General features: G+C 64.4%; 11 protein-coding genes and 1 riboswitch. Of the genes, 1 reads left to right on the plus strand and 10 read right to left on the minus strand.

What is annotated here, in order from left to right; all coding sequences use genetic code 11:
• From BLV11_RS14935 to cbiB, 10 genes are all read right to left on the minus strand, one after another.
• Positions 1 to 105, minus strand: a 105-nt coding sequence (locus tag BLV11_RS14935; protein ID WP_139173245.1) for a nucleotide-binding protein, incomplete at its 3' end; no start/stop codon positions are given.
• A 4-nt stretch (positions 106 to 109) separates the two neighbouring features.
• Complete coding sequence (gene cobO / locus BLV11_RS14940) at positions 110 to 721, minus strand: cob(I)yrinic acid a,c-diamide adenosyltransferase (protein WP_091813125.1); 612 nt, start codon at positions 719 to 721, stop codon at positions 110 to 112.
• Positions 722 to 760: 39 nt separating this feature from the next.
• Complete coding sequence (locus tag BLV11_RS14945; protein WP_091813255.1) at positions 761 to 2,068, minus strand: cobyrinic acid a,c-diamide synthase CobB; 1,308 nt, start codon at positions 2,066 to 2,068, stop codon at positions 761 to 763.
• Positions 2,069 to 2,086: 18 nt separating this feature from the next.
• The gene (locus BLV11_RS14950; protein WP_091813127.1) at positions 2,087 to 2,854 is read right to left on the minus strand and encodes an ABC transporter ATP-binding protein; all 768 of its coding nucleotides are present in this window, start codon (positions 2,852 to 2,854) and stop codon (positions 2,087 to 2,089) included.
• Positions 2,854 to 3,822: a FecCD family ABC transporter permease gene (locus tag BLV11_RS14955; RefSeq protein WP_091813130.1), complete on the minus strand. Its 969-nt coding sequence runs from the start codon at positions 3,820 to 3,822 to the stop codon at positions 2,854 to 2,856. Before BLV11_RS14955 ends, BLV11_RS14950 begins: the two co-directional genes overlap by 1 nt.
• Before the next feature lie 33 nt (positions 3,823 to 3,855).
• On the minus strand, positions 3,856 to 4,746 hold the full coding sequence (locus BLV11_RS14960; RefSeq protein WP_091813132.1) for a cobalamin-binding protein: 891 nt from the start codon (positions 4,744 to 4,746) through the stop codon (positions 3,856 to 3,858).
• Entirely contained in the window at positions 4,734 to 8,939 is a 4,206-nt protein-coding gene (locus tag BLV11_RS14965) for a cobaltochelatase subunit CobN (protein WP_091813135.1), read from the minus strand. Before BLV11_RS14965 ends, BLV11_RS14960 begins: the two co-directional genes overlap by 13 nt.
• A 3-nt stretch (positions 8,940 to 8,942) precedes the next feature.
• Positions 8,943 to 10,796 carry a TonB-dependent receptor domain-containing protein gene (locus BLV11_RS14970; protein WP_091813137.1) on the minus strand — a complete coding sequence of 618 codons (1,854 nt, stop codon included), beginning with the start codon at positions 10,794 to 10,796 and terminating at the stop codon, positions 8,943 to 8,945.
• A gap of 143 nt (positions 10,797 to 10,939) precedes the next feature.
• Positions 10,940 to 11,150, minus strand: a riboswitch (cobalamin riboswitch).
• Between the two features lie 14 nt (positions 11,151 to 11,164).
• Positions 11,165 to 12,181, minus strand: a complete 1,017-nt coding sequence (gene cobD / locus BLV11_RS14975) for a threonine-phosphate decarboxylase CobD (protein WP_091813139.1) — start codon at positions 12,179 to 12,181, stop codon at positions 11,165 to 11,167.
• Complete coding sequence (gene cbiB, locus BLV11_RS14980) at positions 12,178 to 13,125, minus strand: adenosylcobinamide-phosphate synthase CbiB (RefSeq protein WP_245725983.1); 948 nt, start codon at positions 13,123 to 13,125, stop codon at positions 12,178 to 12,180. Before cbiB ends, cobD begins: the two co-directional genes overlap by 4 nt.
• 129 nt (positions 13,126 to 13,254) lie before the next feature.
• Between cbiB and cobT the strand changes: the two genes are divergently transcribed.
• Entirely contained in the window at positions 13,255 to 14,310 is a 1,056-nt protein-coding gene (cobT, locus tag BLV11_RS14985; RefSeq protein WP_091813144.1) for a nicotinate-nucleotide--dimethylbenzimidazole phosphoribosyltransferase, read from the plus strand.

Here is a 14,310-nt window from a genome sequence, read left to right on the forward strand (position 1 = left end):
CGGCGCCACCGACACCCCCTGACGATGCAGCCAGCGGCACAACGCTGCCACTACCGTGCTCTTGCCGGCATCCGAGGTGGTGCCCTGGATCATTAAGGTGGTCATGGGATTAGAGTTCCACGCCCTTCTGGGCCTTGATGCCCTGGTCCTTGAAGGCGTGCTTGACCACTTTCATTTCAGTCACGGTATCGGCCAGTTCGATCAGTTCCTTCGGTGCGTAGCGACCGGTCACGGTCACGTGCTGCATCTCCGGACGGTTGAACAGGTCGTCCAGTACCCGGTCGAGCTCCAGGTACTCGTAACGCAGGGCGATATTGAGTTCGTCCAGCAGTACCATGTCGTAACTGGGGTCTTTCAGCATTTTGCTGGCAATCTCCCAGGCCGCTTCCGCCGCCGCTACATCCTTCTGGCGATCCTGAGTGTCCCAGGTGTAGCCATCGCCCATAACGTGGTAATCCACATTGGGCAGGTTGCGGAAGAAGGTATCTTCGCCGGTGGTGAACTTGCCCTTGATGAACTGCACCACGCCGACTTTCATGCCATGCCCCAGGGCCCTCGCCACCATACCGAAGCCGGAACTGCTCTTGCCCTTGCCGGGGCCGGTCAGCACCAGCAGCACGCCCTTTTCACTCTGGGCACGTGCAATGCGCTCCTGCATGACTTTCTGCTTGGCCGCCATACGGCGGGCGTGGCGTTCAGGGTCTTTGGCGTTCTCGCGCATGACAGTGTCCTCGTTTGAAATATAGGAAAGTGGGGAACGTTAGTAGGCTGTTAACGGCTGCCCGCGGAACAGCGCTGCTACCAGTGCCGGTGCCGAGGGGAAATAGCCGTGGAAATAGGTGGCGGTGAGGCTACCGGCATGGAACACCGGCTCCGCCTCGGTGCCCGCCAGCTTGCGGGTACAGGCCAGCGGCGGCAGCTCAGTTTCCAGACGGGAGTGGTGGTAGGTGTGGCCTCGCAGCTCGCCCTCATCCGCCCTCAGACTTTGTAGCCCTAGGCCCTGCAGACGGCCTTCCATGATCGCCCGCCCTGCCAGCAGGCCCAGCATCGGGTGAGGCTGACCGTCCCTGTCGACCAGTTCGCTGGCGCAAGCCATCAGCCCGCCACATTCCGCCAGGATCGGCTTACCGGCGTGATGGAACGCGCGGATCGAGGCCATCATGGACGTATTGGCCGCCAGGGTAGCGGCATGCAGCTCCGGGTAACCGCCGGGGAGCCAGAGCGCGTCGACCTCCGGCAGCTGAGCGTCGCTCAGCGGGGAGAAATAGGTCAGGGTTGCGCCCTGGGCTTCCAGCAGGTCGACATTAGCGCGGTAGATGAAAGCAAAGGCCGCATCCCGGGCAATGCCAATGCGAACACCGTCCAGCAGCCGGGTCGGCGGCGCAGGGTGTTCTGCGGTCAGGGTTACGGTGGCGGGCAAACGATCCAGCCCGGCCTTGGCCAGCACCGCCGCGGCGGCGTCCAGCTGCTGGTCGAGATGCGCCAGTTCAGACGCCTGCACCAGCCCGAGGTGCCGATCAGGGATCGCCATGGCCTCGTCACGGGGAATTGCCCCCAGCAGCTCAATACCGTCAGGCAGGCTCGCCGCCAGCATCTCACCGTGGCGGGGACTGCCGATGCGATTGGCAATCACCTGCCCGATCTTCACATCCGGGCGAAAGCTGGCCAGCCCGAGGGCGACCGCGCCAAAAGTCTGCGCCATGCCGCGGGCATCAATCACCGGCAACACCGGCAACCCGGCCAGCGCGGCCAGGTCGGCGCTGGACGGATCGCCATCAAACAGTCCCATAGCACCTTCCACCAGCACCAGGTCCGCGTCCCGGGCAGCCTCAGCCAGACGCCAGTGGCATTCGGCCTCACCGGTCATCCACGGATGCAGCTGATACACAGGTTGCCCCGAGGCCACCTCAAGCACCATCGGGTCCAGGTAATCCGGGCCATGCTTGAATACCCGCACCTTGCGCCCGGCATTACGGTGCAGACGAGCCAGCGCCGCGGTGACGATGGATTTTCCCTGGCCGGAGCCAGGGGCCGTGATCAGGGCCGCCGGCGCCTGGCCGGTAATGATGTCAGTCACAGGATCTCCTCAGCGCACCGGCACAAACACCGGCGCGCCATCCAGTTCAGTGGTAGCCAGACGCTGGCCATAGAGACGCTCCAGCGCATCCGGGACCAGCATTCGCTCAACGGGTCCCCAGCAGGCTTCGCCGTCGGGGTAAAGCAACAGTACATGACTGCACCAGCGGGCCGCGAGATTCAGATCGTGCAGGCACATGAACACAGCCTTGCCATGACCGGCCTCTTCGGTCAGCAGCTCCATGACGGCAATCTGGTGATGCAGGTCGAGATGGTTGGTGGGCTCATCCGCCAGCCAGATGGCCGGAGACTGGGTCAGCACGGTGGCGATGGCCACCCGCTGACGCTCACCGCCAGACAGGGTACTGACCAGACGACTGGCCAGGTGCGCCACATCAAGCCGGCTGAGCGCCTGCTGTGCCAGTTTGAGGTCGTCGGCGGACTCCATCTGCCAGCTCGACAGGAACGGGTGGCGTCCGATCAGCGCCGTTTCCAGTACGGTGGCCGGAAAGCCGTCCTGACGCTCCTGGAACACCAGCCCCAGATGGCGGGCAATGGTCCGACGTTTCTGCTCCGCCAGCGGCTGGTCATCCAGCAACACGGCGCCGCTGCGGGGCGCACGCAGGCCCGCCAGGGTATGCATCAGGGTGGTCTTGCCTGCGCCGTTCGGGCCCAGTACGCCCCAGATCTGGCCGGGCTCGACCTGCAGGCTCAGCGCCCGGCCATCGGCGCGGTCGGGGACATCAATGATCAGGTCCGCGGTTCGCAGCTGGCTCATCAGCGGCTCCGGTACAGCAGCAACAGGAAGGTGGGTACACCGAGCAGGGCGGTAATCACCCCGACCGGCAACTGTTCAGGGGCAATGATGGTTCGCGCCAGGGTATCTGCAAGCATCAGCAGGATGCCACCGGCCAGGGCACAGGCGGGCAGGATCAGGCGCTGGTCGTTGCCCAGCACCAGCCGCAGCATGTGCGGCACCACCAGCCCGACAAAACCGATACTGCCCGCCGTGGTCACTGCCACCGCCGTCAGCAGGCTGGCCACCACGTACACCGTCCATTCCAGCGGACGCACGGCCACGCCAAGGGCCGCTGCCTGCAGCGGCCCCCGGGCCAGTACATTGAGGCTTCGGCCCAGCGGCACCACCAGCAGACACGCCAGCGCCAGCAGCACCAGCGCCAGCGATGGGGTACCGGCGTAGGACAAGTCGCCCATCAACCAATACAGCATGCCCGGAAGCCGCTCCGCGGGACTGATCGCCAGCATCAGGGTAATCACCGCACCCCAGCCAGCCGCCACCACCACGCCGGTCAGCAACAACCGCGATGGCGTCCAGCTGCCAGTACCATGGGCCAGCCCAAACACCAGAAGGGTCGCGACCATCGCGCCGGCAAAGGCTGAACCGGAAACCATCAGACCACCGACCCCGGCCAGCATGGCCAGCAGAGCGCCAACAGCGGCCCCGCCAGACAATCCCAGCACGTAGGGATCCGCCAGCGGATTGCGCAGCAGCACCTGCATCAACGCACCGGCCACCGCCAGCAGGCCACCCGTGGCCAGCGCCGCCAGCGTCCGCGGTACCCGCAGTTCCAGAATCAGGGTCCGTTGCAATTGGGTGCCTTCGCCGGTCAACACCGCCCACACGTCCGCCACCCCGACCGAGGCACTGCCCACGGTCACCGACAACAGAAAGGCGGCCAAAGCCGCCAGTGCCAGCAGCATCAATGGTAGCCAGTAACGGCCCATCAACCGCCCCTCCGCAACCGGGACAACCCACCCTCAGCGCCGGCCACGGGCAATCTCCAGTTTCTGGCAGAACAGTTCACTGCCCTGCAACATCCTCGGGGTAGGTCGCTGGATCAGCGACGGCGGTACAAAAAACAGATTCCCAACACGGGTGGCATCAAGGCTGCTGTAGTTCTGCCAGCGATCCAGCCAAGCCCGGTTTTCCTCCCCCATGCCACCGGCCAGAATCGCCTCCGGATTGGCTTCCAGCACCGCTTCATCACTGATTCGCGGCACCAGCCGTGGCAACTCACCAAACACGTTATAACCGCCACACAGGGCGATCACCTTGCCGATCAGGTGCTGGTTGTTCACTGTCATCAACGGCTCGTCCCAGACCTGATAGAACACCGGCACCGGGGCTCGATCACTGTAACGTGCCGCCAGCTCCGCCATGCCGGTCCGGAAGCGCTCAGCCTCGGCCCAGCCCTCGGCTTCGGTCCCGGCGAGGGTCGCAAGGCGCTCGATCACCGACGACACATCCTCAAAGTCCCGGGGTTCGATGGAAAACACCGGCAACCCCAGATTACGGATGGTCTGTATCTGTTCCTGAGGGTTGCCGGTCACCCAGGCAATCACCAGATCCGGCTGCAGCGAGATCAGCTTTTCCAGATCAAGGCGGGTATGGCTGCCCACCGAGGCCACCGTTTTCGCTTCCGGGGGATAGTCGCTCCAGGCCACCACCGCCACCACCTGGTCACCGGCACCGGCGGACCACAACAGTTCCGAGGCGCCCGGCGACAACCCGGCAATACGCTGGGCTGGCGCCGGCAGGCACACCTGCTGGCCGGTATCATCCGTTGCACAGACCCCGGCATGAGCAGGCAGGACCGGCAGCACCGCCAGCAGCAACGCGGTCAGCCCCTGTTTGATCAGTTTTGGCATAGTTCCAATTGGATTCCTGTCTGGCGGCAGAGACGAGACTGCAGAGGCAGACTGTCCAGTGGCGCACCGCCCTTGCGGGCATTATCAAACGCTTCCCGCTGGGCCGGGTCCAGTTGCCCGGACACCCAGTCCATCAGCGGGTGATCGGGCCGGGTATGGCCGTCGCCGGGCAGGCCGTGATCGATCACGTTCTGGGCAAAATCCTCCACCAGCGGCTCCAGGGTCAGCCAGCTGGTTTCCCAGTAGCCTCGCTTCGCGGCCAGCAGCGCCGTTGCCTGCATGTGTGTCTTGACGTGGACATTGTTGCCCTCCGACAGGAAATCATCCAGCCCAATGTTGTGACGATCCTGAAAATACACTTGGTTGACCTCATCCCACACCCACGACTTCACCACCTGAGGACTGGTGATCTGCCAGCCCCACAGGTTGTCGAGGAAGTCGCTACCCATGGTACGGGCACCCGCGTAATCATGATCCATCAGCGGCCGGATCCACTGGGGATTGAGGTTGCGGGACTGCAATTCCTGCAGCAACGCCCGCTGCAGGCTCTGAACCCTGGGGTTGTCCGGATTGGCATACTGCAAGACCCGGTTCTCCGGCGGCTGACCACGCACCCGTTCGACGGCGTTGGACAGTCCGCCCTGGTAATCAAAACCATCGTCATTGTCGATCAGGCCATAGAGATGACTGGCCCGGCCCAGGTAGGTGCGGTCCACACGCGCCAGCAGCAGGTCGAACATCCGGTGTTCTGCTTCCCCCTGGCGACGGCTGCCATAGGCGTGCCCCATACGCCGGCGGTAGGCATCCGCCAGCTCATCGCGACTGTTCCAGGCCCCGGTCCGGGTGGCCAGTCGGTTGACGCCAGCGCCATAGGCTCCGGGGGCGGTACCAAAGACTCGCAACGAGGCCAGCCCACCGGCTTCAGCGGCACTGACGCCGGAGGCCAGCAGCTGGCGGGTATCGGCCAGCCAGCGGGCGGCAACCCGGTTCACCGCCAGCGGCTCGGAACCACGCTCGGCCATCCCCTCCGGCAAGGTGGACAGCACAGCTGTCAGCGCCGCGTCCAGCTCAGGGTGCAGGGCCACAATGGTATCGGCGGAACCGGCCAGCGCCAGCAGCACCGCCTGATCCAGCCATTCCAGTTGATTGCCGTAAAGATCCCGGAACAGGCCAGAGGTTGTAAACAGCACATCCCGGCGCTCGCTGTACGCCTGTTCCGGCCCTACGGGCAAGCGTTCCAGCCCCTTAACGATACCGCGGGAATTCCACACCGGCCGGATCCCCAGCAGCTGCAACCCAAACGCCACCATGACCCCTTCATCGCGAACGGTGTCGGAAGCCCACAGCACCAGCGCGTCACTGCCATCGTCTTCGGCACGATCCTGACGACGGGCCTCAGTGGCCAGTTCTTCAGCCAGGCTCCAGGCCACCCGGGTTGGGATCAGGTCGCCGGAGAGGGCATGGAAGTTTCGGCCGGTAGGCAGCACCGCCGGGGTCCGCAACGGGTCATTGCCCTCACCGGGCTCAACGAAGCGACCCGACAGGCCTGCCAGCAAAGCCGCCTTCTCAGCCGCCGGTGACGCCGTCAGCTGCGCTCGCCAATGCTCCGGCACCACACCGGTTTCACCCGCCATTGAGGCCAGCATGGTATCAATGGCGTCAGTATCCCAGTCACGGCCCAGCACATGCAGGCCCAGGGGCATGAACTGCTCCTGGACATCGGTGACATAATGCCCGGCCTCATGGACCAGCAGATCTTCGGAGATGGTATCCAGCGATACGGCGTCTGCGGCCAGTCCAGCCTCGCTGGCAATGGTTTGCTCTATGGTTTCGGTCAGGTTGAGCTGACGGATCTTCTGGCGCAGCAATTCAACCGCGCGACGGCGGGTGGGGCTGTTGGGCGCCACCGAGGCTTCGTAAGTCTCCACCAGCTGACGAATCTCCAGCAGTTCATCGTAAAGCTCGGTCGCCGCCAGTGGTGGCGTCAGATGGCTAATCATCACCGCCAGCGCCCGGCGCTTGGCCTGAATACCTTCACCGACACCATCGACGATATAGGGGTAAAGCAGCGGCAGGTTGCCACTCAACAGTTCCGGATAATCATCCTCGGTTAGCGCCGCCCGCCGCCGGGGCAGAAACTCCCGTGTGGAATGGCGGCCCACATAGACCAGGGCATCGGCATCGAACTGACTCCGGAGCCAGTAATAGAACGCCACATACTGATGGGTCGGCGGGAACGTGGTATTGGCGTGAAGCAGTTCCTCGTCCACTTCCCAGCCGCGCGGGGGCTGGGGGCCAAGGAAGACATTGCCAAAGCGCAGTCCCGGGAAGATCAGGTCGTTGTCCACCACCATCGACCGGCCCGGAGCCGGTCCCCAGCCGGACAAGCCGGGAAACCCGCTGGCCAGCAGGTCATCGCGGGCGCCATCCACCTCGGCACGACCTCCGCCTTCATTGAGCCTTTCAAGCCACTGACTGTGGTAGTCATCCAGCCGTTCCACCGCCAGCGGCCGCGCCGGATGGTTGAGGTTTTCCAGCAGGTGGCGCAGGTCACGGATACCACGATCCAGCAGCGCCAGCGCGATGTCGTGCTCACCCGCGACGAACGCCTGATGCAGGCGTTCGTGCAGATACCCCACCGGACCACTGACCATCTCCGCCTGAACCACGGCAGGCAGTGTCTGGAAATAGGCCTGGTAGCTATTGGCATCCATGGAGGCCACCTGCGGCGCCATCTCCCGCAGCGCACGGGGATCGTCCGGAAGACTGATCCCCCGCTGCTGGATCAGCTCCAGCAGCGCCTGCGGGGATGCCGGCAGCGGTCCGGTCTGGTAGCCTTCGGCCTGCAGCCAGTGCAGCATTTCCCACAACGATGCCGGCACATCAAGGCTGTCGGCACCGATGTTCTGACGGCCGGGGGGATGGTTGTAGTAGATCAGGGCAACCCGCTTATCAGCGTTGTCCTGCGCCTGAAGCCGTTGCCACCGGTGCAGGCGTTCCACCAGTGCGGACACCCGCTCCGGCACGGGCGTGGTCAGGGTCAGACGAACCCCGGTGCGTTCATCAATCAGCGGCGGTCTCGCCACCGCCAGCGCCATGGGCTGGCTGACGCCCTGCAGTTCCGGCATCGCCAACTGGTAATGCACCGAGTCTGCCGGCAGGCCATCCACCGACAACCGCCACTGGCTCTCAGTAAGGTCACTCAGGCGCAGGCCCTTGATGACCGGCACGTTCAACCCGGCCAGGGCCTCGGTCACCGTTTCCCGACCCTCACCACCGCCAATCACGAAATCCTGCAGACTGACCAGACCGGCCAGGGACGCGCTGCCCACACTACTCGGCAACGAAGCCAATGCCTGGGCGCTGGCACCACCCCAGCGGGCAAGGATGGCGAAACACTGGATATGCCGTTGTTCGAGCTGCCAGCACAGCTGATCCAGCAACGCCCGGTCACCGGGCCGGTCGCCACTGTCGAGATCCAGCAACGCCACCACCGGCCCGTCGGTCAGCCCGAGGGCATCCGCCAGCTCCGTGGTCTGGCCATTCCGGTAGTAACGAATGGCAGCCCGGGGGCTGGGTGCAGGTACGGCCAGCGGCTGGCCCGCCTGGACCAGCATCCAGGCCATCAGGTTGGCCAGATGTTCTGGCGTACGCCCCTGATAATAGGCCCGCCCCTGCAACCACCGCGCCTGATCAGGAAAGCCGGTCTGTTGCTGGCGAAGATGGTCCAGCGCTGCGACGTTGGCCTCCGGCGCGGCCACCACCGCATCCAGCTCCGCCTTGCCGAGGTTCGCCAACGGCCACTGCTCATCCAGATAGGACAACCGCACCAGTCGCCGGTCACTGTTGATCGCCAGTACCGGCAACGGTCGCTGGCCGATGCGAGCACGCACCCCGCGCTCCAGACGCTCGACCTGGTCACCGAACACCGCCGCCAGCAGCAAGGCATCCGCCCCGGCCAGCAACTGTTCCAGCTGGGGATCTGTCAGCGATGCCAGCTGCACCGGCGTACGCAACATCACCTTGTGGTCCGGGTGCTGATCGACAAAGGCGTGGGCCCCGGCGGCCAGTTCGGCAGCCGAGCGCTCAGATACCACACCCACCACGGTAGCCGCACTGGCCCACAGGGGCACCAGCGCCAGCCAGCCGAGCAGGATGCCGGCTATCCCGCCGGCACGGATTCGGCCCACCATGACTTACTGGAAGTCGTAACGGACGGAGAGCATGCCGGTACGGCCGGCGGCAATGTACTTGGCGCCGCTGAACCGCTGTGCGGTCGCGTACTCGCGGTCAAACACATTGGCGAGGGTCAGGCGGGTCGACCAGTTGCGGGCAAAAGCCCAGCTGGCACGCAGGTCGAGGGTGGCGTAACCGGCCAGTTTCTTGGTATTGGCAGCATCGTCGTAACGCTCACCCTGGGCGCGGTAGGTGGCTCCCAGAATCCACTGGTTGATGGTCCGATCCACATCCACCCGCAAGGCTCGGTCACTGCGGCGGCGCAGACGGTTATCGGTTTCGGTGTCGCGGGGATCGGTATAGGTCAGCGCCGTTGCCAGACGCCACTGGTCCAGATTCAGGCCCGCTGCCAGTTCAGCACCGCGAATACGCGCCTCGCTAACGTTAGCCGGTGAGAGGGTCAGGGTCGGCACGTCGAAATGGAGCTCGATCAGGTTCTCGATGTCCATCTGGTACAGAGCCAGATCCCAGAACCAGTGGTTGTAGCTGCCGCTGACGCCAATTTCATAGGCATCGGACTTTTCCGGCTTCAGGTTCGGGTTGCCGGTGTAGGAGTTGCCACTGGCGTAGGTCTCGGTGGGGTAATAAAGGTCGTTGAAGGTCGGCGCTCGGAAAGCGGTACCATAACTGGCCCGTACCCGGTGGGCGTAATCGAAGGAATGACCGATGGCAATGCCGCCGGTTTCGTTCTTGCCGTAGGCCTCGTTGTCATCGCCACGCAGGCTCAGTTGGAGGTCCGTCGGTCCGAAATGCAAACGCAGCTGGCTGAACAGCGCGCTGTTGGAACGACTCTGCTCGTCAAAGGTGGTGGTACTCTCCACTGACTCATCCTGCAGCTCGGCCCCAATGACCCACTCATGAACGTCCATGGTCAGGGTGTTCTCCCAGCGACCGGTACGGGCGAGGGTGTTGAAGGTGGAGGCGCCAAAACTGGCGATCGTATCCTGCTCATCACGGGCCTCGGAGAACTGCACCGATGAGCGCCAGTAATCACTCACCGGAGTGTCGAGACGGAAACCGGCGGTGCGGACGGTAAAGTCGGTCTCGCCGCCTTCAAATTCAGTGTTGCCGGTGGATTCCAGGAACACCAGTGCCGCCTCGCCGCCGCTGTCGAATTCGTGGGTCAGACGGGCAACCCCGGCACCGTTGCGGTAGCCACGGTCATCACCATCCTCAACAATCGGCGCGCCGTCCGAGTCCTTGAACAGTCCGTTCAGGCTCATCCGGGTGTTACCACTGCTGAGGGCCACACCAGCGTTGTAACGCTGGGTGTTGAAGTTGCCACCGGCGGCCTCGATCCAGCCGCGCTGGCCTGGCTGCGGGTCTACGGTAAACGCCTGCACCACGCCGCCGACCGCATCTGCGCCGTACAGGGAGCTACGCGGGCCACGAACGATTTCAATCCGTTCCATCAGCTCTACCGGCACAAACTGCCAGGGCGCACCGCCGCTGGTGGCAGAACGCAGGCGTACGCCGTCGATCATGAAAATGGTGGAATCACTGCCGGTACCGCGGGTATACACACTGGTGTTCTTGCCGAAGGAGCCATTGGAGATCACATCAATACCCGGCTGGCCAACGAGGAGATCCTGCATTTCGGCCGGATTCCGCTGCTGGATATCCTCGGCGCGGATCACGGTGACCGAGGACAGGCTCTCGCCAATGGTCAACGGTCCAGCCGTACCCGTCACCACAATGGTTTCCAGTTCAGAGGTGGCCACGGAAGGCTCGGCCATAGCCGGCACTGACAACAACAGCAGGGAAGAGGAACAGCCCGTCAGAACGACGGCCGGAAATGTCTTGGAAATACCCATAATCTACAGCTCGCTGGTACCCCGTGCGCACCCGCACGGTGAATCTGGTGGTGCTGCGATGGAAAAACAAAGAAAGGTGGGCTGAAGATACGTGGCGCAGGAAACGGCCGACAGGGTTCACCCACCGCCATTGCCCACCGCAACGTATGGTGTGTTAACAGGCCGGTCTCCGGACTTATGAGCTGGGCCCTGTCGGGGCTCTGGACTGATCGCCTTCCCATACCGTCGGTACAGTGGCGCATTCGATCAGCCTTGACTCAATCACCGTTGCGGGGGCAGTGCCGGATTGTCACCGGCTTCTCGTTTCATTCCCGGGCGGCTTTACCCGGGAACACCTGAAAACGCGCGGCAAGGCTACCAACTGATGATTAATTGGTCAACGATCTTAGGGCCTCGCCTAGCCGTTGCCAGTCATCCTCTGTGCCCGGCAGACCAAACCGCAGCGCCGCAGGCTGTTCGAACCGGCGCACCAGGATGCCGCCAGCAGCCAGTGCGTCGGCAATGGCCGGCGCTCTGTCAGTCACCACATAACGGAACAGCAGGGTTCCACCAGCGGGGGGGAGCCCTGCCTGGATCAACAGGGTATGTAAGCGTTCGCTTTGGCTGGCAAGCCTTGTCACCGTAGATGCCCGCCAGGCATCATCCGCCAACACCCGGGCCATCAGGTAACGTGCAGGGCCATTCATGGCCCAGGGTCCGATGGCGTTGCGCAGGGCCGCAGCGATGGCGGAATCGGTCAGCACCGCTCCCGCCCGCAGGCCGGCCAGGCCGTAGAACTTGCCCAAGGATTTCAGCACCACCAACCCCGGTGTTCCGGTGTGGGCGACGACGCTGACATTCGCGACGCCTTCGGCAAAAGCCTCGTCCACCACCAACCAGCCACCGCGCTTGGCCAGCCGTTGGTGCCAGTCCAGCAGACGCTCGGGCGTGACAATCTGACCACTGGGGTTATTGGGCTGGATCCACACCAGCACATCCAGGTCATCGAGCCAGTCATCGCCGGCAGCGATCATCCCAGCGCTGACGGCCACCAGGTCGTGCCCCTCTGAACGCCAGCCATGGCCGTGTTCCTGATAGCCCGGCTGAGGCACCCCCACCCGGCAACGCCCCCGCAGCCGGGGCAGGGTCTGGATCGCACACTGACTGCCGGGCACAGCAACACAGCAGGCCTTGTCCGGCGCCCCCGCCCAGTGCCGTATCCGCTCTTCCAGGCCATCGTCATCTTCAGGTAGCCGCTGCCACACAGCGGGGGGAACCGGCGGCACCGGCCAGCCATCAGGGTTGATGCCAGTGGAAAGATCGAGCCACTGGTCGCGGGGAATACCCCAGCGACGCACCGCTTCGTTCAGGCGGCCGCCATGAAACGGTGGTAACTGCCCGCTCATGCCACCCCTCCGGTCACAGCCCACTCCGCCAGTAGTGCCAGCAACGATGTAAGCACCAGCACCAGCAACCACAGCCACACGCCCTGTGTGACCAGATCAATGGCCCGGCGTACCGTGGTCGCGTCCGGCTTGGGCCCCTGCCCCAGAATCGGCCGCACCTTCACTGTCCCGGCATAGGGCGCAGGGCCACCCAGGGTCACACCCAGGGCTCCGGCTCCGGCCGCCATCACCGGACCGGCGTTTGGGCTGTCCCACCCCGGAGCCTGGCTCCGCCAGCAGCGCCAGGCGGTGGTGGTGTTTCCCAGCAGAGCGTAAGTCAGCGCGGTCAGTCGTGCAGGCACCCAGTTCATCAGGTCATCAAGCCGTGCCGCAGTCCGGCCAAAGCTCAGAAAACGGTCGTTGCGATAGCCCCACATGGCATCAAGCGTATTGACCAGCCGATGCAGTACCACGCCGGGGATCCCGGCCAGCAGAAACCAGAATAGGCTGGCAAAGACCGCATCCGCGCCGTTCTCCAACATCGACTCGCTGGCCGCGGCTGCCACGCCCGCGTCATCGAGCGCCGAGGCCTGGCGACTGACAATCCGCCCCACCTGCTCCCGCGCCCGCTCCAGCGCTCCCACCGCCAGCGGCTCGGCGACCGCTTCACCGTGCTCCGCCAGCCCCCGCAACGACATCGCCAGCCATAGCACCAGCGCACCCGCCAGGGTGAGCCAGGGCTCGGGCAACAGCCACTGCAGCATCAGCGCGACGGTCATCGGGAGCGCCGTCACCAACAGCAAGGCCAGCCCGCCGCGGGCAATGCCCGACCCTGTCGGCTGATTCAGACGGCGCTCCACCACGCCGGCCAGCGTGCCGAAGCCCACCAGCGGATGCCAGCGCCGGGGTTCGCCAAACCAGCGGTCAAACGCGACAGCCAGCCCGCAGGCCACCGTTGCCGCCAAAACTGCATACCCTAATCCTTCCAAGCCGGGATCCACCCTTGTCAATTTGGCGCCCAGTCTACTCGACCTTGACAGGGTTTTGACCAGGCACCACCATCGTGAGCACTTTTGCCTGCCCGGAATACGACCATGACATTGCCTGCCAGCTGGACCCATACCCCTCCCTGCCCAAGTGAGCATTATCGCCAACGCGCCCTTGAGCGTCAGGCGGTGCTGACCAAGCCCCCCGGCTCACTGGGCCGGCTGGAGGAGGTTGCGGTTAGCCTGGCGGCCCAGCAGGGAACCGATCAGCCTGCGGTCGATCAGGTCCACATTGGCGTCTTTGCCGGCGACCACGGTGTCTGCGCCGAAGGCATCTCGGCCTTTCCCCAGCAGGTCACCGCGCAGATGATTACCAACTTCACCCACGGTGGCGCTGCCATCAGTGTGATGGCCAGCCATCTCGATGCCACCCTTGAAGTGGTCAATCTGGGTACTGTGACCCCAGTGCCCGACCTGCACGGCGTCAACAACCTGCAGATTGCTCCTGGCACGGCCAACCTGGCCGTTGAGCCCGCCATGACCAAACACCAGGTCTGTGAGGCTCTGCGTGCGGGCGACAATGTCGCCGACCAGGCAGCCAACGCCGGCGCCCAGCTGTTTATCGGTGGCGATATGGGCATCGGCAACACCACCAGTGCCGCCGCCCTGGCCTGCGCTCTGCTGGCAGCGTCACCTGCTGAGCTGGCCGGCCCGGGCACCGGTCTTGATGCCCACGGGGTCAGCCACAAGGCCGACGTCATTGGTCGTGCCCTGGTCCGGCATGGCGATAATCGTGAACCGCTGACCGTACTGGCATCACTTGGCGGACTGGAGATCGCAGCCCTCACCGGCGCTATCCTCGGCTGTGCGGCCCGCGGCATTCCGGTTCTGGTGGATGGTTTCATCGTGTCCGTGGCGGCACTGGTCGCGGTCCGCCAGCAGCCAGTCGTACGCGAATGGCTGCATTTCTCCCACCGTTCCGGCGAACCCGGACACCGTCGGGTACTCGATGCTCTGGAGGCACATCCGTTACTGGACCTGGGCATGCGTCTGGGGGAAGGCAGCGGGGCCGCCATAGCGCTGCCGCTGTTGCGTTCCGCCTGCGCCTTGCACAACGGCATGGCCAGTTTTGCCGACGCTGGCGTTAGTAATAAGGAGGCGTGA

It is taken from the genome of Marinobacter mobilis (genome assembly GCF_900106945.1).
Classification (GTDB): Bacteria; Pseudomonadota; Gammaproteobacteria; order Pseudomonadales; family Oleiphilaceae; genus Marinobacter; species Marinobacter mobilis.

Coding starts and splice junctions, on each gene's coding strand:
- cobO (WP_091813125.1), bottom strand. CDS start 721: ATGCGCGAGAACGCCAAAGACCCTGAACGCCACGCCCGCCGTATGGCG.
- BLV11_RS14950 (WP_091813127.1), bottom strand. CDS start 2,854: ATGAGCCAGCTGCGAACCGCGGACCTGATCATTGATGTCCCCGACCGC.
- BLV11_RS14955 (WP_091813130.1), bottom strand. CDS start 3,822: ATGGGCCGTTACTGGCTACCATTGATGCTGCTGGCACTGGCGGCTTTG.
- BLV11_RS14960 (WP_091813132.1), bottom strand. CDS start 4,746: ATGCCAAAACTGATCAAACAGGGGCTGACCGCGTTGCTGCTGGCGGTG.
- BLV11_RS14965 (WP_091813135.1), bottom strand. CDS start 8,939: ATGGTGGGCCGAATCCGTGCCGGCGGGATAGCCGGCATCCTGCTCGGC.
- BLV11_RS14970 (WP_091813137.1), bottom strand. CDS start 10,796: ATGGGTATTTCCAAGACATTTCCGGCCGTCGTTCTGACGGGCTGTTCC.
- cobD (WP_091813139.1), bottom strand. CDS start 12,181: ATGAGCGGGCAGTTACCACCGTTTCATGGCGGCCGCCTGAACGAAGCG.
- cobT (WP_091813144.1), top strand. CDS start 13,255: ATGACATTGCCTGCCAGCTGGACCCATACCCCTCCCTGCCCAAGTGAG.